General features: G+C 64.7%; 23 protein-coding genes, 2 tRNA genes and 1 pseudogene. 18 read left to right on the forward strand and 8 right to left on the reverse strand.

The window, feature by feature from the left end:
* Window positions 1-377 precede the first annotated feature (377 nt).
* The 15 genes and pseudogenes from Y882_RS02665 (at window position 378) to Y882_RS02735 (ending at window position 8,819) form a co-directional block, all read left to right on the forward strand.
* Window positions 378-725 (forward strand): hypothetical protein, encoded by a 348-nt coding sequence (locus Y882_RS02665; RefSeq protein ID WP_046970335.1) that lies wholly within the window; start codon window positions 378-380, stop codon window positions 723-725.
* Complete coding sequence (locus Y882_RS02670; RefSeq protein WP_046970336.1) at window positions 725-979, forward strand: hypothetical protein; 255 nt, start codon at window positions 725-727, stop codon at window positions 977-979. Before Y882_RS02665 ends, Y882_RS02670 begins: the two co-directional genes overlap by 1 nt.
* Window positions 976-1,455 carry a hypothetical protein gene (locus Y882_RS02675; protein WP_046970337.1) on the forward strand — a complete coding sequence of 160 codons (480 nt, stop codon included), beginning with the start codon at window positions 976-978 and terminating at the stop codon, window positions 1,453-1,455. Before Y882_RS02670 ends, Y882_RS02675 begins: the two co-directional genes overlap by 4 nt.
* A complete protein-coding gene (locus Y882_RS02680) occupies window positions 1,455-1,655 on the forward strand; it encodes a hypothetical protein (protein ID WP_046970338.1) in 201 nt (66 codons plus the stop codon). The genes Y882_RS02675 and Y882_RS02680 overlap by 1 nt, the downstream gene beginning before the upstream one ends.
* The gene (locus Y882_RS20845) at window positions 1,652-1,774 is read left to right on the forward strand and encodes a hypothetical protein (protein ID WP_280136510.1); all 123 of its coding nucleotides are present in this window, start codon (window positions 1,652-1,654) and stop codon (window positions 1,772-1,774) included. The genes Y882_RS02680 and Y882_RS20845 overlap by 4 nt, the downstream gene beginning before the upstream one ends.
* Window positions 1,775-1,812: 38 nt before the next feature.
* A pseudogene (locus Y882_RS02685) lies at window positions 1,813-2,709 on the forward strand (recombination-associated protein RdgC); the annotation flags it as partial.
* Between the two features lie 90 nt (window positions 2,710-2,799).
* Window positions 2,800-3,078: a DNA translocase FtsK gene (locus Y882_RS20725; protein WP_425479396.1), complete on the forward strand. Its 279-nt coding sequence runs from the start codon at window positions 2,800-2,802 to the stop codon at window positions 3,076-3,078.
* Between the two features lie 235 nt (window positions 3,079-3,313).
* Window positions 3,314-3,967 (forward strand): Gp49 family protein, encoded by a 654-nt coding sequence (locus Y882_RS02690; RefSeq protein WP_046970339.1) that lies wholly within the window; start codon window positions 3,314-3,316, stop codon window positions 3,965-3,967.
* A gap of 233 nt (window positions 3,968-4,200) precedes the next feature.
* On the forward strand, window positions 4,201-5,937 hold the full coding sequence (locus tag Y882_RS18730) for a ParB/RepB/Spo0J family partition protein (RefSeq protein WP_052949626.1): 1,737 nt from the start codon (window positions 4,201-4,203) through the stop codon (window positions 5,935-5,937).
* Complete coding sequence (locus Y882_RS20540) at window positions 5,930-6,742, forward strand: hypothetical protein (protein ID WP_052949628.1); 813 nt, start codon at window positions 5,930-5,932, stop codon at window positions 6,740-6,742. The genes Y882_RS18730 and Y882_RS20540 overlap by 8 nt, the downstream gene beginning before the upstream one ends.
* Window positions 6,735-7,019 (forward strand): hypothetical protein, encoded by a 285-nt coding sequence (locus tag Y882_RS02715; protein ID WP_046970341.1) that lies wholly within the window; start codon window positions 6,735-6,737, stop codon window positions 7,017-7,019. Before Y882_RS20540 ends, Y882_RS02715 begins: the two co-directional genes overlap by 8 nt.
* Window positions 7,016-7,636, forward strand: a complete 621-nt coding sequence (locus Y882_RS02720; RefSeq protein ID WP_046970342.1) for a hypothetical protein — start codon at window positions 7,016-7,018, stop codon at window positions 7,634-7,636. Before Y882_RS02715 ends, Y882_RS02720 begins: the two co-directional genes overlap by 4 nt.
* Window positions 7,633-8,181: a hypothetical protein gene (locus Y882_RS02725; protein ID WP_046970343.1), complete on the forward strand. Its 549-nt coding sequence runs from the start codon at window positions 7,633-7,635 to the stop codon at window positions 8,179-8,181. Before Y882_RS02720 ends, Y882_RS02725 begins: the two co-directional genes overlap by 4 nt.
* Window positions 8,182-8,273: 92 nt before the next feature.
* On the forward strand, window positions 8,274-8,471 hold the full coding sequence (locus Y882_RS02730) for a hypothetical protein (protein ID WP_156171309.1): 198 nt from the start codon (window positions 8,274-8,276) through the stop codon (window positions 8,469-8,471).
* A gap of 3 nt (window positions 8,472-8,474) precedes the next feature.
* Window positions 8,475-8,819, forward strand: a complete 345-nt coding sequence (locus Y882_RS02735; protein ID WP_046970345.1) for a helix-turn-helix domain-containing protein — start codon at window positions 8,475-8,477, stop codon at window positions 8,817-8,819.
* On the opposite strand, the gene Y882_RS02740 is transcribed toward Y882_RS02735, so the two are convergent.
* From Y882_RS02740 to Y882_RS02750, 3 genes are all read right to left on the reverse strand, one after another.
* The gene (locus Y882_RS02740; protein WP_046970346.1) at window positions 8,794-9,918 is read right to left on the reverse strand and encodes a site-specific integrase; all 1,125 of its coding nucleotides are present in this window, start codon (window positions 9,916-9,918) and stop codon (window positions 8,794-8,796) included. The two genes, Y882_RS02735 and Y882_RS02740, sit on opposite strands and share 26 nt — an antisense overlap.
* 146 nt (window positions 9,919-10,064) lie before the next feature.
* A tRNA-Cys gene (locus Y882_RS02745) sits at window positions 10,065-10,138 on the reverse strand.
* A gap of 83 nt (window positions 10,139-10,221) precedes the next feature.
* Window positions 10,222-10,297 (reverse strand) — tRNA-Gly (locus Y882_RS02750).
* Between the two features lie 259 nt (window positions 10,298-10,556).
* Here Y882_RS02750 and Y882_RS02755 point away from each other — a divergent pair.
* Window positions 10,557-11,258 (forward strand): pirin family protein, encoded by a 702-nt coding sequence (locus Y882_RS02755; protein ID WP_046970347.1) that lies wholly within the window; start codon window positions 10,557-10,559, stop codon window positions 11,256-11,258.
* A gap of 106 nt (window positions 11,259-11,364) precedes the next feature.
* Window positions 11,365-12,309: an MBL fold metallo-hydrolase gene (locus Y882_RS02760; protein ID WP_211259105.1), complete on the forward strand. Its 945-nt coding sequence runs from the start codon at window positions 11,365-11,367 to the stop codon at window positions 12,307-12,309.
* A 3-nt stretch (window positions 12,310-12,312) separates the two neighbouring features.
* On the opposite strand, the gene Y882_RS02765 is transcribed toward Y882_RS02760, so the two are convergent.
* On the reverse strand, window positions 12,313-12,924 hold the full coding sequence (locus Y882_RS02765) for a TetR/AcrR family transcriptional regulator (RefSeq protein ID WP_046970349.1): 612 nt from the start codon (window positions 12,922-12,924) through the stop codon (window positions 12,313-12,315).
* A gap of 70 nt (window positions 12,925-12,994) precedes the next feature.
* Between Y882_RS02765 and Y882_RS02770 the strand changes: the two genes are divergently transcribed.
* Window positions 12,995-14,269 (forward strand): MFS transporter, encoded by a 1,275-nt coding sequence (locus tag Y882_RS02770; RefSeq protein WP_046970350.1) that lies wholly within the window; start codon window positions 12,995-12,997, stop codon window positions 14,267-14,269.
* Here Y882_RS02770 and Y882_RS02775 read toward each other — a convergent pair whose 3' ends face one another.
* The 4 genes from Y882_RS02775 to Y882_RS02790 form a co-directional block, all read right to left on the reverse strand.
* Complete coding sequence (locus tag Y882_RS02775; RefSeq protein ID WP_046970351.1) at window positions 14,270-14,620, reverse strand: tRNA-binding protein; 351 nt, start codon at window positions 14,618-14,620, stop codon at window positions 14,270-14,272. It lies immediately after the preceding gene.
* Entirely contained in the window at window positions 14,617-15,906 is a 1,290-nt protein-coding gene (locus Y882_RS02780; protein ID WP_046970352.1) for an NAD(P)/FAD-dependent oxidoreductase, read from the reverse strand. The genes Y882_RS02775 and Y882_RS02780 overlap by 4 nt, the downstream gene beginning before the upstream one ends.
* A gap of 88 nt (window positions 15,907-15,994) precedes the next feature.
* Window positions 15,995-18,388, reverse strand: a complete 2,394-nt coding sequence (gene pbpC / locus Y882_RS02785; protein ID WP_046970353.1) for a penicillin-binding protein 1C — start codon at window positions 18,386-18,388, stop codon at window positions 15,995-15,997.
* A 51-nt stretch (window positions 18,389-18,439) separates the two neighbouring features.
* Window positions 18,440-24,466 carry an alpha-2-macroglobulin gene (locus Y882_RS02790; RefSeq protein WP_046970354.1) on the reverse strand — a complete coding sequence of 2,009 codons (6,027 nt, stop codon included), beginning with the start codon at window positions 24,464-24,466 and terminating at the stop codon, window positions 18,440-18,442.
* Window positions 24,467-24,481 lie beyond the last annotated feature (15 nt).

A 24,481-nucleotide genomic window follows, 5' to 3' on the forward strand; every position in this document is an offset into this window, starting at 1 on the left:
TGCCACAGGGTGCCGCCTCTGATCCCTGCACGCTTCCGTGCTCGCAACCATAGGACAGCCGATTACTTCGCTTGACACTCAAGTAAGCATCTTGTTTACTTGCCCTCGGCAAAACGCCCGAGGAACCGTCGGATGTTCATTGAACCAGTAAGCAGGGTCAACAAACTGTCGACCCGGTTGCGCGCAGCCCGCCCTGTGCACCGCACACGCCACAAGCCTCGCACGACTCACGTCGCACCGCTCGCGACCGTGCCAGCACCTGGTGAAGACGGCACGCCGCAGTCCATGAGCCCTTTCACCTTCCACCTGATTTTGTGGATCGCGCTACCCAGCGCCGTCGCCATGTTCTTCTGCAAGTGGTTCGGGGTGTTGCCGCTATGAGCACGCCTGGTGACCTGCAGGTCGCACTTTCCATCGACATCACGCTGGACGTGATGAGCCATGCGACTGATCGCATGTCGATCGCGCTCTACCAGCGAACCCACGATGGCCAGGAACGCAAGCTGATCCACGCAGCCTTTGCTCCGCATGAGGCGCAAGTGGATCCCTCGCTCGACATGATCTGGTTCGGCGAAGCATGCGTCGCCCTGCCCTGGCCGGATCTCCTGAAGGTCGCCGACTTCCTGCGGCTGGATATCCCGCAAACCGTTTTGCCGGCTACGGCAGGGGGTTCCCTGTGCCCCATGACTGCCGTGGCCGGCGCCTCTCTCGCGAGCGCGGCGTAATGGCCCGGTTCATCCCTGTGCACACGATGGATCCGGCCAGCAAGGGCTCGCGCCTGCTCGAGATCCTGAAGGATGGCCCCGCCACTGTCGGTGAGCTCTACGCCGAGCTCGCCGATGAGATTGCCCGCGGCGAATGGACCCGCCACCAGGTGCGTGCGCACGTCGACTGCTTGTTTCGACGCAAGAAGATCAGCCGCGACCTGTTTGGCAGCGTCGGCGGCAAACCTCGCTATCTGTGGAAGCTCGCAGCATGAGCCTGGTCGCAAAAATTGACGCCGTGATGCGCGCCGCCAGCAAGCCGCTCAGTGCACGCCACGTGCACGCCATGATGCCCACCGGGACCAACCTGGACACCGTTGGCACGCTCCTGAGCCAGCGTCGGCGCGCAGGCCTCCTGCGCACGGTCACGGTCGACGGCGTCGTGTGCTACGAGGTCAACACTGAGCTAGAGGACGAACCGCTCGAGCGCGGTCGACCAGGTCGCAAGCCGAGGATGCAGGACGCGATCGACGGACCGTCAATGCGTGCGCCGGCGTCACCCGTGCTGGTGGAGTTTGTCCGCGCCGGAGAGATCATCGCCAGCGAATCGCTGGACACCCTGATCGCCAATCGTGGGCCCCGCCATCTCATCGACATGATCGGCGACGCCGCTCGAGATCTCTCCGAGGCGCGCTACCAGCTCACGCTCACCGTGCAGGTGCCAGACGCCGCCAGCGAGGCCTGTGAGTGATGGCCGCCAGCACCCTCGATGCCGACATCGCCGCCGAGCTGGCCAATGCCGCCGTGCTCGATGCGCAGATCCGCACCTTTCTTTCAGCCTTGGAGCCGCTGGCGATTGCCAACGCGCGCACCTCCCGGCGCCCGTCGGTACCCCCGGCCGCCAGCGGCTCCAACCCTTTCGTCTGCCACCCCCCGGAGCAGTACGCATGACCCGTGTTCCCGCAACGCGTGAGGACTGGAAGGAGTTCGCCAAGTTCCTCGCAAAGGTCGACCTGCTGGCCATCGGCGCCCTTGTCGTGATCGTCGCCGTGTTCGCTTGCTTCCAGTGAGTCCTAGCCCTCACCCCTCTCTTGGTTCGGAGTAATCCATGTTCTTCCGCAATCTCGTGTTGATGCGCTTCACCCCTGAGACCGCCGATGATCTCGCGCGCCTCGAGGAAGCCCTGGCCGCCCACCGCCTGCGGGCATGCGGACCGATGGAACTTGGAACGCGCGGCTTTGTGGCGCCGGTCGGCCGCGGTGACGACGCCGCCCTCACCCACACGGTGCAGTCGTGCACGGCCGCCATGCTGGGAGCTGAAGACAAGCTTCTCCCCGCCGCCGTGGTGGCCGACGAACTGCACCGCCGCGTGCAGAAGATCTCCGAAGAGGAAGGGCGCAAGGTCGGCGGCCGCGAACGCAGGCGCCTCAAAGAGGACGTGCTCAACGACCTGGTGCCGCGCGCGTTCATCCGTGGCTCGCACCACCAGTTCTACGTCGACGTGGCGAACCACTGGCTGGTGATCAACAGCGCCAGCCGCAAGACGGCAGAGATGATGGTGAGCCAGGTGCGCGAGGCGCTGGGCTCGTTTCCGGTAATCCCGATGGCTCCGAGCGAAAGCCCGCGTGTGTTGATGACGGACTGGCTGGCCAACAACGAACTGCCCGCCGGCCTGGCGCTGGGCGACGAGTGCGAGCTCCGCGATCCGGCCACCAGTACCGGCGCGGTGGCGATCAGCCGCCGGCAGGATCTGGACAGCGACGAGATCAAGGAACACATCCGCAACGGCAAGCAGGTCTACCAGCTGGCGCTGGTGTTCGACGAGCGTCTGAGTTTCGTGCTCGGCGAGGATCTGGTGATCAAGAAGCTCAAGTTCCTGGACGTCGTCCAGGAACAGCTGGGCAGCGATCACGACGACGCGCAATCGCTGGCCGACGCGCAGTTCGCGCTGATGACGCTCGAGCTGCAGCGCCTGCTCGCCAAGCTCGAGGAATGGTTCGGCCTGGCGCTCGATGCACCGCTCCACCTGCACCGCCAGGACGCGCCGCTGGGCATGCGCCTGGCTGAGCGAACTGCACGCCAGGCAGCGGAAGCGATGAACCAACGTGCTCGCGAGGACGGCGTGACCATCACGCTTTCGCAGGGCGGCAAGACGCTGGCGACATTCGGAGATGGCGACGACTCGCTGCTGGCCAGCGCGATCGCCGTGGTGCGGGAGCACGGCCGCGCGTCCATCTCCCTGCTGCAGCGCCATCTCCGCATTGGCTACATGCGCGCTGCGCGCCTGATGGAAACCATGGAAGCGCAAAAGGTTGTGTCTGCACCCGAAGCCAACGGCAACCGCCACGTCCTGGGCGTGCGCGCTGCCACCTGATTGCCTCGCTGGGCAAGAACCTCGCGGCCCCGTCGAGCAATACGGGGCATAGAAAGCGGGTCGGACGTGCGTTTCATGGCAGTCACGTTCCGGCGATCGGTGGCCGTTGGCTGCGACCCGCTTTCTATCTCTCGGTGTCGGCCCTGGCCAGCTCGCGACTGGTTACCACAGGGGCGCATAGCGCGGGCCGACACCACCGCATAGATCGCCGGCCCTGCCGGCAAAGGAACCGTGGATGAACCAGCCGAAAAAGCTGCCGGTGTATCAGTCGCACAAGCTCGTGCAGGCCGTGAAGATCGCCAACATGGAGCGCCTGGACGTAACCGCTTCGCTCATCATCTATCCCGCCGAGAAGGACATCGAGCCCTTCACCGTCGACCTGCGCTACCTGGTGCGCCACAACCCCCACATTGGCGGTTACTTCGTCCGCTACGAAGACGGGTACGAGTCGTTCTCTCCCGCCAACGCGTTCGAGCGTGGCAATACGCTGCTTAGCGATCGCGAGCAGGCCCCGCCCGAGCTCGCCGTCTCAGCGTCGATGACGCGCGTGACGCAAGAAGAAGTCGACGCAGAGATCGTCGCGGAGATCTACCTCAATACGGATCCGGACGCCGCCGAACAGGCTGCGTATCGCCCCGGTACCGACGCCGCTGCCGCTCGACTCTCCGCCAGCTGCCTGACCGTCTGCGTGCTGGTCCTGAGCAACGGGCACAAGGCTGTCGGGATTAACCATGGCCCTGTGCGTCCGGAAGCTCAGGACGTCGCCTACGGCCGCTACGACGCGCGCCAGCAGGCGGTGGAGCAGATCTGGCCGCTGCTTGGCTTCCGTCTGCGCGATCGCGTCGCCGCATCCGAACAACGTCATGCGCCAGCGGCCACGGACGCGTGACGAGCTGATCGCCACCTACTGCGAGGACATCGATCGGATCCCGGCGGGTCACAAGGCGATCACCTGCGAAACCTGCAGGAGCTTTCGCCCGGATTCGATCAATCCGCCAGCCGGTATCGGCAGCTGCGCCAAAGGGCGCCTTGGCCAATACCCGATGGCGCCGCACTGGTGCCGCGATCACAGCCCGCAATGACCACCACCACTTTCACCAGCTTGGCGCAGGAGCACCAGCTATGACTTCAGACATTCGCATCATCCCGCTCGACCAGCTGCATTCGAGCACGCTCAATCCGCGTCGCACTGGCGAGATCTCGTTCGAAGATCTCGTCGCGTCGATCGCCGCTCACGGCTTGCTGCAGAACCTTGTCGTCAGTCCGCGCGAAGCCGGTGGCTTCGACGTCCGCGCAGGCGGCCGGCGTCGCGCCGCCATCGGCGTGCTCAGCACGGCGGGCCGTCTGCCGGCGGACCTGCACGACGGTGTGCCCTGCAAGGTGATCTCGGCCGAGGGCGCCGGCGAGGCAGCGCTCGCTGAGAACGTGGTCCGCCAGGACATGCACCCCGCTGACGAGTTCGACGCCTTCAGCTCGCTCTCACAGCAGGGCAAGAGTGTGGCCGAGATCGCTGCGCGCTTCGGGAAGGAAGAGATCTACGTGCGCCAGCGGCTACGGCTCGCCAACATCGCACCGGACCTGCTGCAGGAATACCGCGACGGCAAGGCCGAGCTCGACCAGATGATGGCGCTGGCTCTGACCGATGACCAGGCCATGCAGGTGCGCGTGTGGAAGGCCGCCAAGCACGAGTGGGCGCGGGATCCGGAGCAGCTGCGCGCAGCGATCACCAAGTCCGAGATGTCGATCAATTCGAAGCTCGGCAAGTTCGTTGGCATTGAGGCCTACGAGGCCGCTGGCGGCGTTGTTCGGCGCGACCTGTTCCCGTCGGACGATGGTCCGGAGGCCTACTTCACCGATCCCGAGCTGGTGCACAAGGTTGCCCAGGCCAAGCTCGAGAAGACGGCTACGAAGATCGCGAAAGAAGGTTGGCTCTGGGTCGAGGCCCGACCCAAGTTCGACTTCAACGACGAGCGCGTGTTCGGCGACGCGCCATACAACTACAAGGGCAACAAGAAGGTTTACGACCCCGCCGTGATAGCTTCCGCCGGCGCCGTCGTCACGATCGACTTCAACGGGCACACGGAAGTGAAGCGCGGCCTGGTCCGCCCCGCGGACCGCAAGAGCGTCACCCAGGCCGCCGGCGGCGCGCCGATCTCTGGCGGGAAAGCGCCCAAGGCCACGCTCCCGCCGGGCACGCTGTCCTTTGCCGCCACGCAGCGCCTGCAGGCCGAGGCCACCGCCATCGTGCAGAGCCAGGTGGCAGACACCCCCGCGATCGCGCTGGCCCTCCTTGCCGCGGAGCTGGCATGCAGCGTCTTCGCCAAGACCTACGACGCCGACTACCGCACGTGGATCTGCATTCGTCGCGAGCACGGCGGCCGGATCGGCGGCGATCACCGCGCAGTGGTTGAGGCCAGTGCCGCAGGCAAGCGCATGAAGGAGCTCGAGGACATTTGGCGCGAGTTGATGCCGACCAGCCGCAGCGGCATCCGCACCTGGGTGATGATGCAAGACCCCACCGTCGTGCAGAAGCTGCTGACGTTCCTCATCGCACGCGAGATCGAGGCGGTGGACGTCCAGACCGGCCAGAAGAATGGCGTCACCAAGCTCGCGCAGCACGCCGAGGTGAACCTGGCGGACCACTGGACGCCGACTCAGGACTGGCTTGCAGGCTTGTCGCGAAAGGCCGTCGTTGAAATGGTGCGCGAGGCCGCCGGCAAGGTGGCGGCCGCCAAGGTTGAGAAGGCAAGCAAGGGCGAGATCCCGTCGATCGCGCTGGCAGAGATCCCCCCTGGCTGGTTGCCGAAGGCCTTGCGTGCGCCGAAGGCAAAGCAGGCGAAGGCGGTGGCCAATGACTGAGCCGCAACTGCCCCCGTCCGAGCGTCAGCCCCTCGCCTTCCAAGACACGTTTCGGGGCGACCATGCGCAACTGCTGCGCTCCATCCGCGCGTTGCTTGCACTCGACGCGGACAACGCGCTGGCGCCCCATGGCATCGGTGGCCACGCACGCAGCCTGCTGCACTCCGCCGGCTCGCGCCTCGAGCACATCACCGCGCTGGCCAAGCCGCCGTTCGCTTTCTCCACGGCGGATCTCCAAGGCATCGACCTGGGGAAGCCCGACGGAGTCGTGATGCTAAAGCGAGAGCCGGAGCCAGCGATCGGCTTTGACATGGGCCGCGACGGTGACGAATCGGCAACCGTGGTGGGCGAGTTCAATGCCAATGGTGAGCTTCACATCCACGAGTGGCATACGGGCACGCTCGCCGCGGCGGTGGCCACGTTCTGGCGCGCGCATGGGCGCCAGCAGCGCCAGAGCGGACGCCGCTACGGCGCAACGTCTGCGGGCGTTGCCGCTGTGCTGGCTTATGCCGCCACCCTGAAGCCTGTGCCCGCGAGCGACAAGCTGTGGGCCCTGCACATGCTCGGCCCGGACGACGTCATTGCCGCGCCTTCGAAGCTGGCCGCCGACGCTGTGGCCAAGAACTTCAATGCCTACTGGGACGAGCAGCGCCACACGCGCGACCACGACGTGCGAGTGGTGGCCACGGTGATCGAGTGGCCGTTCGAAGCGAACCGCCACGCCAAGGCAGTGATGGAAGACTTCGGCGAATACGTGGATCTGCTCGAGCCCGCGAGCGCCAGCAAGGAGAACGCCCATGGCTGAGATGAAACAGGCGGTGGAGATCACCGCGAAGCTGTACCGAATCCGCGACGCTGCCAAGTTCATGCTGGGCGACAAGTACAAGGCAGAAATGGCGGAATGGCGCCAGGCGATCGAACAGGTCGCTGCTGCGCGCCAGGTCACCCCGCTCGGCGCGGCCACCCTCCTGGGCAAGAAGCTCATCCAGGAAGGGAGCGAGTACGCGTTTCTCTCGGTCATGGCCGCGTACGTGGAGATGGCTGAGCCTTCCATCGAAGCGACCGAGGGGAGCGCTGCATGAGGCAGTACGCATGCTCCCAAGACCGATTCGCCAGCGACACCGCTGCCCATGAGATGCGGGTGTTGCGCGCCGACGGCGTCGATCGCCACCTGCGGTTCCGCAAGCCGGGCTGCAGCGCCTACTGGTTCGACGTGCTCACTTGGCAAGGGACGCTCTGCATCGACGGCGATTGCGGCACGTACGTGTTCCGCCGCCTGCCGGACATGTTCGAGTTCTTCCGCACCGATCGTGGCGCGATCAATCCCGGCTATTGGGGCGAGAAGGTTGTCAGTGGCGGTCGCGGCACCGGTGGCGGCATTGAGGAATACGACGCCGACAAATTCCGCGCCGAGATCGTTCGCCAGTTTCGTGATCACTACCGCGATAGCGGCCTGTATCACGAGGCGTTGGAGAACTTCAGGCTGCTGCGCGACGACGTGCTCACCTATGCCGACGATGGTGAGCACGCCGCATGCCAGGCGGCGTATGACTTCGCTCCCAACGGCCGGCATCTCTTCGAGGACATCTCGAGCCGCTGGTTCACTGAGTACACCTTCCACTTCATCTGGTGCCTGCGCGCGATCGCTTGGGCCATTCAGCAATGGGACGCCCTTCAGGAAAAGGAGCAAGCCGCATGAGCCGCCGATTCGGTCGAAATCAGAAGCGCCGCCTGCGTGAACAAGTTGCGCATGCCGAAGCCGAAGCCCGCCGGGCCGACCTGGTGCTCACCGGCGCGATTCGCGACCGAGACCGCTTGCGCCGCGACGCCGACCGGTACTACGCCCAGCTCAAGCTCGTGGCTCGGTCGTTGGGGCCGATGTACGTGGGGCTCCCCACCGCCCACATCGGTGAAGCCATCGCGGCGGTGATCGAGCGTACGGAGGCGGAGTCGGTGACGGTGTCGAACGCTGGCCGACACGTCGACTGCGCCGTCATGCGCGTGACCGGTGTCAGCGATCGCCTGCGCGACGACATCCACTTTCACGTCAAGTCCCGTGGCGTGCATGCGGCCTATGGCATGAGCTGGTCCGCCCTGTTGAACGCACCAGTCGATGTGGTCGCCGAGCAGATCGCTCGCGAACTTGCGCACGGCGTCGTACGGGAGATCCGCGGGCCGGGAGTCCATCGCGAGTTTCACGCGGCCAGGCGGCATCGGAGGGACGCGTCGTGGCTAGAAATCTGATCTTGGCCGCGACCGCTTTTGCGGCCTGCAGCACTGCTGCGAACGCTGGCGACATCTGCGCGTCCGTAGCACAGGTGGCCAAGGTTGCAGCCATGAAGCGCCTGGAAGGCATCACCGCCGGCCAGGCCCTCGCTGAAGTCCGTGCAGTGCCGGATCCGGACGCGCGCGCCGCCGGCGCCGCCATCCTCTGGTTCGTGTACGAGGCCAATCGGGACAGTCACCTCACCCCCAACCAGGTCGCCGCGCAGATGCGCGCCGACTGCCTATCCACAAGCACAGCGCAGCAGTAACCGATGAAGCCGACGAACGACGATCCAAACAGCCCCACTCTTGGCGTGAAGGAGGCCGCGGCGCTCATGCGCTGCGGCGAGCGATGCCTGCAGGAACTGGTCGATAACGGAGACATTCCCGCGCTCGAGCTCAACCAGAAGCACACGGTGCTGCTGCGCGAGGACGTTATCGACTACGTGCGCACCCGCGGCCGCGAGCAGGCGGCCGAGCGCAAGGCGCGCGCCAAGCGCACTAACCCGCCGCCGTCAGCAGAACCAAAGCCGCATCGCACTCGAAGCGGCCCGAGGCGCGCTGCACCGCCGGATCTGAAAGCCTACGAGATCACCACAGGCGTTCAGCCAGGTTAGAGCCGCGCAGGTTCGAATAGCGCCGGAGCATCGACATGCTCTTGTGGCCGGTGATCTTCGCAATCTCCATGTCACTCAACGTCGTGCGCTCGAATAGGCGCGACGTTGCCTCATGGCGCAGATCGTGGAACCGGAGATCACCGCAGCCCGCCCCTTCGAATACCCGGGCAAACTGTTGCGATAGCCTCGAGGTCGTGCGCGCCAGCACGCGCTTGTCGAGATCACCATCCCACCAGGGGAACAGCAGCTCGTTGTCGCGCATGCCTTCCATGTAGGGCGTGAGCCTGGCCAGCAAGACCGAACTGATAGGCACCTGGCGCTTGTCCCCGTTCTTGGTCTTGTCGAGGAAGATCGTGCGCTTGGGCAGATCCACCTGGCGGCGGGACAGCGTGTACATCTCCCGCATGCGCATGGCCGACTCGAGCGCTGTGTCAAAGAGAAGCTTGAGCGCCTCGGCATGGTTGAGCTCAAAGGCGCGTTCCTTGCCCTTGGGCTTCTCGCCGGCGAGGATCTTGCGGATCTCTGTCTCTTCGTCGCCCTCGAGCCGTCGATCGCGCTCGTTGTCCTCTTTCTCTTCGGCCCCTTCCACGTGGCGCAGCGCCGCGCTGTCGGCCTGGGTATACGAGGCATACCCCTTCTTGAGCAGGCGCAGCGGGTTGTTGGGAAGGTCACCCTTGGCCGTGATCCAGTCGAGTGCACGCGCCAGCGCGCCCACGTGATGGCGGATGGTCGACGGCGCGAGGTTGTACTCGCGCTTCATGGTCTGCACCCACTCCACCGCCCAGGCGAACGTCAACCCGCTGAGCTGCAGGTCGGACGGGAGGCGGGATAGCACGATCGTCAGCAGCTTGAGATCTTCTTCGCTCGCGTGCTGCGTCTCGATGTAAGTGCGCACGTGGTCACGCAGCAGCTTGCTTTCGCGTCGACCCTCAAGGAATTCCTCCGGCACCACGCCACGATCGAGCAGCGCTTCGACGCGCCGGCAATATGTCTCGCCTTCTTGCTCATTATCGAAGCGCACGTAGACCGGCTTGGGCAGCAACCCGCTGCGCACAATCCGGAACTCCCACGCGCCATTCTTGAATCGCTTGGTAGCCATCCTTGAACTCGCATCCACGGCCAATCGACCTGATTGATGCGAATCTACCACACGAAAACGTGTGGTAAACATCACTTTTTGCCCCAGAACCGCGCTATTTCAGGACATAAAAAAGCCCCGCTAGGGGGCTAAGTTATTGATTGCAATGGAGGCCTGGGTCGGAATCGAACCGGCGTACACGGCTTTGCAGGCCGCTGCATGACCACTCTGCCACCAGGCCATTGCGCACGGATCGTAACCTGAAACTGTCACCATCCGCTTGAAAAAACAAAACCCCGGAAAGCCGAGGTTTTGCCGGAAAACTGGAGCGGGAAACGAGACTCGAACTCGCGACCCCGACCTTGGCAAGGTCGTGCTCTACCAACTGAGCTATTCCCGCATCTGAGTTAGAAATAATAGCAGAACGAAGGCATTTGTGAAGAGTCTGGCAAGACTTTTTTCATCGTCCTGCGGCCGCGCCGTGCCGGCCGCGTTCCGAGTCCTCGGGGCGAACCGCGTCCCCTGAGCGCAACCCGCCGTCGCCTCCTTACGCGTATTACGGCAACAGTCCGTTCCCTTTGCAGAGACTGGTAACCACGGCGCGCGGGCTTATCTTGTGTGCAGGCGCTAAGGGCGCTACCCACTATCAGGAGTGCAGCATGATCGACCGTCGACCTTTCGATAGCCTGGGCGGAGCCAACCACGGCTGGCTCGACGCCAAGCATCACTTCTCGTTCGCCAATTACCACGCCCCTGCGCGCATGGGCTGGGGCGCGCTGCGCGTGTGGAATGACGACACCATCGCACCGCAGACGGGCTTTCCGCCACATCCGCATGCGGACATGGAAATCATCACCTATGTGCGCGAAGGCGCCATCACCCACCAGGACAACCTTGGCAACAAGGGTCGCACGGTGGCCGGCGATGTGCAGGTGATGAGTGCCGGTTCGGGCATCACGCATGCGGAATACAATCTGGAAGCGGGCAACACGCAGATCTTCCAGATCTGGATCATTCCCGATGAGCACGGCAAGCCGCCGTCGTGGGGTACCAAGCCGTTCCCGCTGGGCGATCGTTCCGGCCGCTTCGTGACGCTGGCCAGCGGTTTCAACGACGACGCCGATGCCCTGCCCCTGCGCACCAATGCGCGCGTGCTGGGTGCGACGCTGAAGGCCGGCGAGACGGCGGTGTACGACCTCGACACCACCCGCTACGCCTATCTCGTCCCTGCCAAGGGCAAGATCGAAGTGAACGGCCTGGCGCTCGATGCCCGCGACGGTGCGGCGATTCGCAACGAGTCCAAGCTCACCGTGACGGCGCTGGAAGATGCCGAGCTGGTGCTGGTCGATACCGCAGCGTGATCGATGGCGGAGGATGGCGATGTCCATCCTCCGTCCGACCAAGGTGGGAGTGAACCCCTGCAGCGTCCTTGCTAACCTCGCCTGATTCCACAGTGCGAGGTTGGCGATGGCACACGGCATCCATACGATCGACACCGGCTTCGTGCGCCCGCACTTCGATGCCGCCTATCTGCTGGTCGAAAATGCGCGCGCGGCCTTCATCGACTGCGGCACCAACCATGCCGTACCCAACATGCTCAAGGCGCTGGACGCGGCAGGCCTCGCTCCCGCCAACGTCGACTGGCTGATCCTCACCCACGTCCATCTCGATCATGCCGGCGGCGCCGGCGAGTTGATCGCGCAGCTGCCCAATGCGCGTGTCGTCGTGCATCCGCGTGGCGCGCGGCACATGATCGATCCGAGTCAATTGTGGGCAGGTGCATCGGCGGTCTATGGCGAAGACGTGATGGAAGCCACGTATGGACGTCTGCGCCCCATTCCTGCCGAGCGCTTGGTTGAAGCGCCGGATGGGCATGTGGTTTCGCTGTCCGGCCGTCCCCTGCTTTGCCTGGATACGCCAGGGCACGCGCGCCATCATCTGAGCGTTTACGACGAACGCGCCAGGGTGTGCTTCACCGGCGACACTTTCGGCTTGTCGTATCGCGAATTCGACACGGCGAGAGGCCCCTTCATCCTGCCGACCACATCGCCCGTGCAGTTCGACCCGGAGGCCTTGCATGCTTCGATCAAGCGACTGATCGCGCTGCAGCCGTTGGCGATGTATCTCACCCACTACGACCGTGTCGAAGGCGTCGAGAAACTTGCCGATGATTTGCACGCGCAGATTGATGCGATGGTATCCATCGCCCGATCCGCCGGAGATGCGTCAGCGGATGCAGCACAGCGCCATGAAGTAATGAAGGCCGCCTTGACCGAACTCTATCTGACCCGCGCCCAAGCGCATGGCTGGTCGGGTGACCGCGCGCAATTGCTGGAGATCCTGGGCATGGATGTGGAGCTCAATGCGCAAGGCCTTGGCATCTGGCTGGATCAGCAGCGCCGCACCAGCTGACGATCAACGCAGTGATGCGTCGATCAATTGATTGGCGACCTTGACCAGCGATTCCGCGGGGCCGTGCGGTCCGAACAGCTGCCCTGAGGAATAGGTACCTTCGAGCAGCAAGAGCAGACCGTTGGCGAGCAGCGCCGGATCCTGCGCTCCCATCGCGGTCGACAGTTCGATCAGACGCTCGCGTAACTTCTGCTTGTGTTCCTCGGCCACCTTGCGCGCGGGATGCTCGTCGCCGGGATATTCCACCACCGCGTTGGTCAAACCACAGCCGCGATAGCCCGCCTGAGTGGCGCGTTGGGCCAATCCCTCGAAGTACGCCATCAGTTGCGCACGTGCATCGTCCGGATGGATTTGCGCGCCGGCCTCGAACACTTTCCAGAACGCCACTTCGTAATCGCGCAGGTATTCGGCGGCGAGTTCGTCTTTCGACGCATAACTGCGATAGAGGCTGGGCTTGGTCACGCCGGCGCGCGTCACGATCTCTTCGACGCCGATCGCACGGATGCCTTCGCGATAGAAGAGTTCGCGCGCGGTGCGGCGAATGCGTTCGGCCGCCTTGGGTTTGGCGTCGGAGGCGGGTTCGATCGGCGGGGTCTGGCTGCGTTTGGTCGGCATGGCTGATCAGGGTTGACAATGTTACCGATCGGTACGTACGATTCGCCCATTCCACGTACCGGTCGGTAACATGACTATACAGCGCACCCGCCCCTTCGGCCAGAAGTACGCCTTTGTCGTGGCCGGCGTGATCTTCCTGGCCCTGCTCGCCGCCGCTGGCGTCCGTGCCGCGCCCGGCGTGCTGATCCTGCCGCTGGGCAAGGCCTTCGGCTGGAGCCGGGACACGATTTCCCTCTCCGCAGCGCTGGGCATCTTCCTGTACGGCATGGTCGGCCCCTTCGCGGCGGCGCTTATGCAGGCCGTAGGCGTGCGCCGGACGCTGATCGCGGCCCTGGTGTTGATGACCCTCTCCATCTCCGCCAGCGCCTGGATGACACAGCCCTGGCACCTGATGCTGAGCTGGGGACTGTTCTCCGGCATCGGCTCGGGCTGCGTGGCGATCGTGCTGGGCGCCACGGTGGTGAATCGCTGGTTTGTCACCCATCGCGGTTTGATGATGGGCTTGCTCACGGCCAGCACCGCCACCGGCACCCTCGCCTTCCTGCCGGCGCTGGCCGCGATTGCCGAGCATGGTGGCTGGCGACCGGTGGTGTGGACGGTTGCTGCGGGTTGCGCCCTGCTGATTCCGCTGGCTTGGTGGCTGTTGCCGGAACGTCCGTCGGATATCGGCCTGCGCCCCTACGGCGCGACCGAAGAGGAAGTCGACACCGCACCGCGTCGCAACCTGCTCGCCATCGCGCTGGGTACCTTGGCGACGGCGTCAAGGCAGCGCACGTTCTGGTTCCTGTTCGCCACGTTTTTCATCTGCGGCTTCACCACCAATGGCCTGATCGGCACGCACTTCATCGCGATGTGTGGTGACCACGGCATCCCCGAAGTGCGCGCGGCAAGTCTGCTGGCCATGATGGGTGCGTTCGATTTGGTCGGCACCACGCTGTCAGGTTGGCTGACCGATCGCTGCGATCCGCGCAAGCTGCTGTTCGTCTACTACGGTCTGCGCGGACTATCGCTGATCTGGCTGCCGTATTCCGATTTCTCGCTGACCAGCCTTTCGTTGTTCGGCATGTTCTACGGACTGGACTGGATTGCCACGGTGCCGCCGACGCTGCGCCTGGCCTCCGAAGCGTTCGGCGATCGCGATGCGCCGGTGGTGTTTGGCTGGGTGGCCGCGGGGCATCAGATCGGTGCGGCAAGTGCAGCGTTTTTTGCGGGTGCCCTGCGCACGCAGAACGGCGACTACCTGCAGCCTTTCGTGGTCGCGGGCGTGACCGGCCTGATCGCTGCGGGGCTGGCCTTGATGATAGGCCGCCGCTCCACCCTGCAGCCGGCGCTGCAGGCGGGTTGATCAGGCCAGCCGGGTGCCGTTGGGCACCGGGCGTTCGATCGCCGTGAGCACCACGCCTTCGTCGGTGTGGAAACCAGTGAGCAGGAACTGCGAGCGATAAGGCCCGATCTGTTTCTCGGGGAAGTTGATCACGCCGACGATCTGGCGTCCGAGCAGGTCCTCCGCGCGATAAAGATTCACGACCTGCGCGCTGGTTTTCTTCTCGCCGTACGGACCGAAATCCGCCCACACTTTCCACGCCGGCTTGCGCGCTTCGGGAAATGGCTCGACGCGCGTCACGGTGCCCGCGACGATCAACACCTTCTCGAAATCGGCCCAGCTGATTTCATTCACCGCGTCTGTGCTGCTCATCCTTCCAACCTCGTCTTGAACCAGTCCTTGCTCTGCTGCCACCAATAGCTGCTTTGCGCGCCAAGGTAGCCGAAAGGTCGATAGGTGGGCGCCAAGCCATAGGGCGCGAACTGCTTCCAGCGGTCGTCGCCTTCGGCCAGTGCCGCCGCGAGCAGGTCGCCCGCCGCGCACGTCGGCGCCAGGCCGTGGCCACCGAACGCCTGCGCCCACCATAAGCCGTCGCCGCTGCTGCCAATCTGCGGCATCTGGTGGCGCGCATAACTCATCAGGCCCGACCACGCGTAATCGACCTTCACGCCTTTCAGTTGCGGAAACACGCGTAGCAAGTCGCGCATCAGCAGGCTTTGCACGGCTCGCGGCGAGCGATCACGTACGGAGATGCGGCCGCCCCACAGCAGGCGGCTGTCCGTCAACGAACGGTAGTAGTCGAAGGCAAAGCGTGAATCGTAGACGGCCGAACGCGTTTCCAGGCAATCGTGAAGACGATCGCCCAGCGGCTCCGTCACCATCACATAGGTGGCGATGGGCAGGATGGCGCGATCGACCTGACGACGCAGGCCGGCCAGGTAACCGCCACATGCAAGCACGACCTGATCCGCGTGGACCGAACCTTGCGCGGTTTCGATGCGCCAGCGCGTACCCTCGCGGCGCAACTGCCATACATCGGTATTTTCATGGACGCGTACGCCTTGCGCCGCAGCCGCGCCGGCAAGGCCGATGGCAAAGTTGAGCGGATGCAGGTGTAGCGCATCGCGTTCGTACAGGCCATCGTAGTAGCGCGTGGTATGCACGCGTCCACGCAGCTCGTGCTGCGGCAGCCATTCCCAATTTACGCCGTAGTGGCGCGCGAGCAGTTCCTGGCGCTGGCGCAGCACGGCAGGATCGCGGAACCAGTTCGCCCAGATGATGCCTTCGTCCACCAGGTCGCAGGGAATAGCGTGCTGTGCGACGCGCTGGCGAATGCGCGCCACCGCCTCCGTGGTGTGCCGGAACAAGGCCAGCGCCGCCTGCTGCCCGCGCTGGTCGAGCAGCGATTGCTCACCCAGCGAGTAGCCGCCGAACACGAAACCGCCGTTGCGCCCGGAGGCACCAAACCCCACGCGCTCGCGCTCCAGCAGAACGACGTCGCGTACGCCGCGTTCGGCCAGGCCCAGCGCCGTATGCAAACCGGCAAAACCGCCGCCAATGATGGCGACGCGGGCCTCGGTCTTGCCCTGCAAGGGCGCGAATGGCGCGTACGGCGTGGCCGTGGCGAGGTAATAGGAGGCGGCCGGTGACGGAGTCATGCGATGGACGTGTGCCTGTCTCGGATCAGGCCATCAAGCATAGCGCAGCCCCGATGTGGCATTCCTCCATGCCACTGGTCACGCTGACTCAGTCGACCACGTTCACACCCAGGGGCCTGAGATCGCTGCGCCCACGGTCATCCACCACGCGCACTTCGTAGTTGCCTGCGCTCGCCGGCTGCCAGAACATCGATTCGCCGGGTGCGCTGCGTCCCACGTAGGCATCGTTGACGAACCAGTACATCTCGCGCACCGAAGCGTCCGCGTTGGCGCTGAAGGCGATGCGATCCTGGCCCGTCGACTTCAGGCGCAGCGCGTAGATGCTGCCGCGCAATGGCGAGGTGATCGATGGCGGCTCACCATCCACGCCGCTCAGTACGCAGCTGTCGTTGCGCGGCGGCGTGCGGCGCGGGATGCCGGCCTGCACGAACACGCGCTGCAGTTCGGACGGCCAGAATTCGTAGACCTCCACATGCGTCCGCTTGCCCGCATACGGCGGACAGGCCGGCTTGCCGGTGTCGTCGTCGATCAGCACCGGGCGATGCACCTGGCTTACCCGGATCGGCGACTTGCCGGGAATAAACCAGGTCATGCCGCGTTGCGGACACCACTGGTTGGGCAGATCGCCGCTGGCCAGGCAGATTTCCACGCGGCGCAGCTGCGCCGGCATATGCCGCACGGGTTCGCTCATCTGCGGCTGCGCAGCGCGTAGCGCATCCTCCATCTGGAAGAACAACGGCGCCGCGGCGTCCACGCCGACGAAGGCAGGATTGCTGCTGCCATCAAAGTTGCCCACCCACACCACCAGCACGTAGGGCCCGAAACTGCCGGCCGTCCATGCATCGCGAAAGCCCCAGGACGTACCGGTTTTCCAGTACACCGGCAGACGGTCCGGCTGCGCGCCGGTGGTCTCGTCCGGGCGCGGATTCTGCCGCAGCATATCCATCACCATGAAGCTCGCCTCTTCGCTCAGCACACGCGTGCCATGGCTGGGCGTGGTGTCCGCGAGCAAACGCAACTCACGTAGCTCGCCGCGATTGGCGAGCATGGCGTAGAGGCCGGCCAGCTCCTGCATGGTCACTTCGCCGCCGCCGAGCACCAGGGCGAGCCCGTAGTGCTTTTCGCTCGCCATGCGGCTGATGCCCGCATCGCGCAGGAATTGATAGAAGCTCGGCTGCTGGAGCTGTGAGGCCACCCACACGGCCGGAATATTGCGGCTGCGTACGAGGGCCTCAGTGGCGGTGACCGGCCCCAGGAAATGGCCGTCGAAATTTTCCGGCGCATAGGGGCCGAACGCGGTCGGTACATCACGCAACACAGTCTGCGGATGGAGCACGCCCTGGTCGAAACCCAGCGCGTAGATGAAGGGCTTCAGCGTCGAGCCCGGCGAACGCTTGGCCAGCGTACCGTTCACCTGGCCCTGGATGTCTGCATTGGCGTAATCGGCCGAGCCGACCAGCGCCTTCACGCCCATGTCGCGCGTGTCCACCAGGAGCGCCGCCACATTGCGAATGCCGCGACCGCTGTTGCGCTCGACGTAGTGATCCACCTGCCGTTCCAGCACGTGCTGCAGATCGAGATCGAGCGTGGTGGTGACGCGGCTGTCGGTATCGCTCGCTAGCACCCTGCGCTCGGCGAGTACCTGATCCACCGCATGCGGCGCCTCGAATGGCAACTTGGATAGCGGACGCAGGCGTAGCGGCAATGCAAACAGCGGCTGCAAAGCTGCGTCTTGTGGGTGCAGCGCTTTCCACTTCGCGTAAAGGCGATTGCGCGATGTGCTCAGGCGACGGCTGATCAGATCCGGCGCATCCGCACCGGCCTGCAGGCGACGACTCGGGTCCTGCGGAATCACCGCCAGCGTCAGCGCCTCGGGCAGGCTCAGCGCATCGGCAGGCTTGTCGAAGTAAGCCAGGCTCGCCGCACCCACGCCTTCAACATTGCGCCCATAAGGCGCAGCGTTGAGATAGGCCTCGAGAATCTGGTCCTTGGAATAGAACAGTTCCAGCTGCAGCGCACGCGCGACCTGCTGCAACTTGCCTGCGGGGGAGCGCGTGTTGAGCCGCCAGAGCAGGCGCGCCAACTGCATGGTGATGGTCGAACCACCCTGCCGGTTGCCGTGGCTCACATAAGTGACCCAGGCACCGCGTGCCAGGCCATACGGATTGAAGCCGGGATGCCAGCGGTACCAGCGATCCTCGTGCAGCAGCACACCGTCGACCAGTGCGGGCGACACATCCTTGAGCGGAACCCACAGGCGATAGCGCTGATCGCTGGCCAGCGTGAGGCGCAGCAATCTTCCCCGCGCGTCGTAGACCGCGGTCGAGGACGGCAGCCACGCACTCAAGGGGCGATGCGGCCACACGCGCACGCCCACCAGCACGGCCGCGAGCAGCGCGACACCGACCAACGCGTTCTGCCAGCGCACGATCCAGCGAAGCAGAGCGCGGCAACAACGGGCAATGAGCGGCGGCGTGGTCATGCGGCGTGTCCGTGGGAGCACCCATGCGCAGGCATGGGTGCTCCGCCTTCCTCAAGGCTGACGGACGACCTCCAGGGTGACGCCGCCCGCCGTGCGCGCCTGCACGCGTCGGTCGTACAGCGCCTCGCCATAAGCCGGCGGCACGATGAACTTGCCGGCATTGGTCGCCTTGATGCGGTAGACGAATTCGCCCACGTCCGGCGTGGCCGTGCCGTAAAGCACCACCCGATCCTCGCGCACATCCGCGTACTGCAGCGCCCAGCTGGAATTGCCCACGCCGATCGGCGAGCGCCAGGCACTGGCCTTGACTTCGCTGTCGCCGCCGGCATCGTTCTGCTCGCTGCCGTCCTGCTGCTGGTCCGTCACGGCCGGCGGCGGCTGGATCACCGGCTCGAAACCGCCAGGCAGCAGGTCGACGATGGCCACATTGTCTACGCCACGATCGTCGGTGGCGCGGATCTTCACGTGCACATCGATCTCCTGGCCGATGGTGACCTTGTCGATCACTTTGCCGTTGACGTCGGTGTAGTCGCGGGTGATTTCCAGGCCGTCCTTGATCGCCTTGGTCGGCTTATCGCGATCGAAACCGCCCTGACTCACCACACGCCAGGCCGGCAGCGTGCTGTCATTGGTGAAGCGCAGGCGCCTGGCGTCCGCGTCCCAGCTGCCCGCCTGCAGCAGGTTGCCCTGCAGTGCCGCGATGGCCTTGACCGCGCCGTCAGCGTGTACCTGGTCGATACGCAGCTTGTCCAACTGCGTGGTGTTCTGCGAGGCGTAGCTATCCAACGCCAGCAGCACCATCGACGAGGACAATGTGTTGTACCAGCCTTGCTCCAGCGGCTCGGTGATGTTCTCCATCACGCGGGGCGACAGCGCCCGGGTGCGCTCGGGGAAGTGCTTGGCCAACAGGTACAGCGTGCTCGCGTCACGAATCAACGGGTCATAGTAATAGCCGTAGCGGAAGTCCTTGTCGGCACCATTGCGCTCGAGCAGTTTCTGCGGACCGGCGATCAGTTGCGCGGCCTGCTTGTCCTGCTTGAGCAGCTGGTACGACGAGGCCAGCCAGGCCGCCGCCAGATCGCTCTTCCATTGATCCGGATACGCATCCTGCAGACGCTTCTGCACCGCCGCCAGGTCATTGGTGGTGACATTGCCCTGGCGGGTGAGCAGGTACACGGCGTAGGCACGCTGGCGCAGCAGGTCCAGACCATCGAGCGTATCGTCGCTGGCCAGCTGATGCAGGTACTTGTTGCCCGCGTCGAACATGTCGCGGGGAATCGCCACGCCACGATCGCGCGCTTCCAGCATGAAGTGCATGGCATAGGTCGACACGAACGCATTGGAGTCCGGTGTCGCCGACCACAGACCAAAGCCGCCCTGCCCGTTCTGGCGCGAATGCAGCACGTCCAGGAACTGGGTCAAGGCCTCTTCGTTGCTGAGCTTCTTGCCGCTCATTGCCGGTTGCAAGGCATCGGCAAACACCTTCACCTGCGGCCACTTCGACAGCACCAGCCGGGGCATGGCAGAGCTCACGATCTGCTCGCTGCAGTAGTGCTGGAAGTTGACCAGGTAGGTCGTCAGGCCGCTGGACAACACCACCGGGATGTTGGAGATGGCCGCATCGCGCGACGCGTATTCGCTGAACAGGCGGCGAAGATCTGGCTGATCCTGCTTGGTGCCCGCATCGACGCGGCCCACGTCCACCTGCGTGCGATAGGCCGAAGCCGGGCGCACGGAAACATCCACGCTCTGGTGAGCCGACTTGTCGCCATAGCCCGCCGTGAAGCTCAAATTGCCGGAGCCGAGTTTGTCGGTTGCCTTGACGCGGAACGTGACCACGCCCTCGCGCATCTCGCCCAGGTTCAAGCTTTGATTCGGCGCACCGACCACCTGCAACTGCGGCCCGGTCTTCAGGCTCACGGCAACCGGCACCTGCTTCCCGCCAAGCCCGGTCAGGTTGTTGGCAACACCCACGCTGACTTCGACCTCATCGCCCGGCGCCAGCGTGGTGGGCACGTTGGGTGACAGCACGAAATCGCCGCGCACCGTGGTGCCCCCTTCGTAGGTGCCAATGCGATCCGACGATACGGCAACCGCCATCACGCGCAGCTTGCCGTTGAAGTAATCGGGCACCTGATAGGTGAGGTCCTTCTCGCCATTCACCTCGACGATGCCGGACCAGTACGCCACCGGCTTGTCGCGCTTGCGCTTGAACGGATTGAGCTGGCGACCAATCGCGCCGTCGGCGTCACCGCCGGGTGAGGCCATCGCCATCAGCTTTTCGAAGTCGGGCAGGATCAGGTCGAGGATCTGCGACGTGCCCACTTCCAGCATGCGCTTGCGGAAGAAGAACTTCAGCGGATCGCCCAGCTTGTAGCGCGCCACCTGCAGGATGCCTTCGTCCACCGCGAACACCACGGCGCGGGTCGGCTGCGGCGCGCTCAGCTTGAACGTGACGGTTTCGCCTGGCTTCACCAGCGCCGGCGCATCCACCTTGATGGCATTGCGACGCGCGTCCAGGTTGACCGAGAACGGCACCACGCCATAGCTCAGCGGGCTCATGAAGATCTCATCCGACGAAGGATCGCGGATGTACTGCACGTTGATGTAGCCGTTGCCTTCGAAATCCGCCGGCACGGTGATGTGCTGCACGGAGCTGCTGGTATCGGCGTGGAACCAGGCGTGCGCATAGACCTTGTCGCGCTCGATGGTGATCAGGCCGCTGCCCGCATACGGCGCGCGTATGGCGATATCCACCGATTCGCCCGGCGCATAGTCCTGCTTGCTCAGGTTGAGCTGCAGCTCCGCGTTGCGATCCAGCGAACGCGACACGTTGGCCGCACCGGCCACCGAGTACTCCACGCGATTGACTTCCACGCCGTCGCTGCTGCGCACGATCACCAGCGCATAGTTGCCCGGCTTGTCGGTCGGCAGCGCGTAGTCCATGCCGTTCGCCGGGATCGACAGCGGCTGCTCGTTGAGCGGCACTTCCTTGAGCTTGGACTGGTACTTGAAGACGCCCGAGTCCTGCTTGGTCAGCACCGAGATATAGCGGCGCTCGATCAGGCGCGCCTTGAGGTCCTTGAGTGCCATCGACTTGGCGGTGTGGTCAATCGCCACCAGATGCACGCTGCGCGGCGCATCGCGGTTGATGTAGTCGAGGTTGTCGACCGATTTGTAGCCGACCAGCCAGTCGTTGCTCGACACCAGGGTCTGCGCCGCCGCGGCGACGCTGCGACCGCCTTCGGGCTCGTACGCCTTGACCAGGAAGTACAGCTGATACGTCGCGTCAGCGTATTTCTTCAAGTCCAGATCGAACTCGGCATGGCCCTTGTCGTCGGTCTTGCCGTCCTGCAGCTTGTCTTCGTAGCCCTCTTTGGCGCGGCGCACATCGTAGAAGTGATAGTCGGGCCAGCTGCGGAACGCCGGCCATGCCGGACGCAGCGTCACCGACGCTTCCACGCGACGATCCGCGGCCGGCGTGCCGAACAGGTTCATCACATCCACCACGCCCTTGATCTGGTCGGGCTTGACCCAGCCTTCGGGCACCTGGCCGGCGAGCTTGGCCTCGACCTTCATGCGATCGGGCAGGAATTCCTTCACCTGCACGGTAGTGCTGCCGATCTGCGCGGCGGCCTTGCCGTCCTTGACGATGTAGAGGTTCACCGTCCAGGTGCCGGTCGGCGCGGTTTCAGCAGGGGCGTAGTCGAGTTCGCCGAAACCGGTGGCGTCCATCGACATCGGCAGCTGTTTTACCGTCATGCCGCGTGGATCGACGATCTCCGCCTGCAGCGGGATACCCACCACGCTGCGCGTCCAGCTGGCCGCGCGGACGATCAGTCCCACATGAAAGGTGTCGCCCGGTCGATAGATGCCGCGATCGGAGAACAGGTAGGCAGAGAGCTGTCCCTCATTGGTCGCATTGCGCTCGCCGCCCACGTCGAAGCGCGAGAAGTCGAGCTTGCGGTCATAACTGCTGCTGCCGCCGATCGGCAGGAACGACAAGTCGTCGCCCTTTTTCACCACGTACAGCGTGGGCTGCTTTTCGCGCTCCAGTCCCTTGAAGGTCGGGAAATGCACCACGCCGTCCGCCGACGTGGTATCGCTGAACAAGGTCTGGCCATTCACCGCCAGCACCGACACCGAGGCACCGCCAACCGGCTGGCCGGAACGGATGGACTGCACGAACACATCCTGGCTGCCATCCAGCGAACGCTTCACCAGCATGCCCAGATCGGTGACCACGATCATGCGCGTGTCGGCCGCAGGCATGCTGCCGTCATCGTCGTTCGACATCCCGCCCTGGTCGGATTCGCCGTCCCCTGACTCGTCGCCCGACATATCGTTGGTGGGCGCCGCCTGAGGCTCGTTCTCCGCCGCCTTGCGAGCGTCTTCCCGCTTCTTTTCCGCCGCCGCGTCGTAGCTGGACAGATGCAGCAGGAAGACACCGCGCTTGCCTTCCTTCAGGTATTGCCCAAGGTCGACACCCTCGTAATGCGCCTTGGACGGATCGTCCTTGGGGAAGCTGCGCTTCTGTTCGAAGCGTTCGACGATATGGTCTTCGCTGAAGGCGTAACTCAGTTCCGGATGCGCGTACGAACCCTGGTTGAGGCTCACCAGATGCTGCAGCTGATCAGGCAGCACGCGGCCGATCTCCACGCGCATGCCCGGCAGATTGCGCGACACCACCGAGATGCGCTTACTGCCCGACATCGACAACAGTGAGCCGTCCGCCATGAAGCGCAGCAGCTTGGGATAGTTGGGTACGGTGACGACGGTGGTGTAGGACTTGCCCAGGATGTAGCCGCCGAACGTCTTCAGACCCTTGTCGACGCGCACATAGATGCGCTGCCCTGGCGTCGCGTGGAACTTGAAGCTCTGCATCGCTTCGTATTCGTTCTCGGTGGACACCATCTCCAGCTTCAGCGGCTGGCTCTGGCGCAGTTCCGCTTCGCCCACTTGCGACGCGCGCCAGCCATAGGGCGGTGCATCCTCGCCCTGCTCTTCGCCGGCCTTGCGCGGCGGCAGCACCCAGGCCTTGATCAAGCCGGCCAGTTCGGTGTCGCGCACGGTGCCGCCGACATTGACCAGCAACACCTGTTCGGGTTCGTACTTCTCGTTGTCGACCAGGGTCGGCTCGATGCCGTTGATGGTGAGACTGTAGAGGCCCGGCACGCGCACTTGCGTCTTGATTTCCGCGCCAGTGCCGTCGCCGCCGCGCGTGCTGCGGACACCCTTGGCGATGGTGTAGGACACCGCGCTCTCGTCGCGCGGCAGGGACAGCGGCTGCGAATGGATCCAGGCGTGCAGCTTGTACTGGTCGTAGGTGACCGTGTACTTCAGCGGCGCATCGCGGCTCCCGCGCTGCATCAGTCCCACCTCGATGCGCTTCTCGAAATCGGCGGTGTCGACCGGGTAGTTGAACGTCACCGGCTGGATGGTCTTCTTGGCGGTGGCGTCCTGCGGGTCCTGATAGAACTCGCCCCGCTCCACCTTGGCCTCGAACGCCGGCGTGTCGAACTCGAAATGGTCGTCCGCCATCAGCACCTGGCGAGCGAAGGCCTTGGCGACGTCGAAGCGCACCTCGTAGTGCTTGCCGATCGGCCAGTCCTCCGCCGGGACAAAGCGCAGCGTGCGGTCATCGACCCAGGTCCATTGCCCTTTCACGGCCGGCTGCATCGCAATGCCGACCGTCACCGGCTTGCCCACCTGCTCGATCGGCGCCGCCGAACCGGAGAACGTCACCATCAGCGGACTGATGACGATCGGTTGCTTGGTGTAGTCGGTGATGGCAGGTGCCGATGCGCTCAGCGTGATGCGCGTAGGCTCGACCGGCTGCGGACGATTCTTGTACCACTGCCAACCGAACCAGCCGGCGGCAGCAAGTACGAGCGCCCCGAGCAGTACACCGGCGGCATGCACCGGTCGACGCCGGATCCAGCCTCCGGTCGCGGGCAACCAGGTGGGCGCCGACCAGCTGACCTGTCCCAACAACGGACGCAGTATCAGACCTAGGCCGGCCAGTAGCCCGCGCAGCAGGCGCAGAGGCAACAACAGCAGAAATCGCAGCAGATCCATGATGCCTTCCCGTTT

This window comes from Dyella japonica DSM 16301, assembly GCF_001010355.1.
Classification (GTDB): domain Bacteria; phylum Pseudomonadota; class Gammaproteobacteria; order Xanthomonadales; family Rhodanobacteraceae; genus Dyella; species Dyella japonica.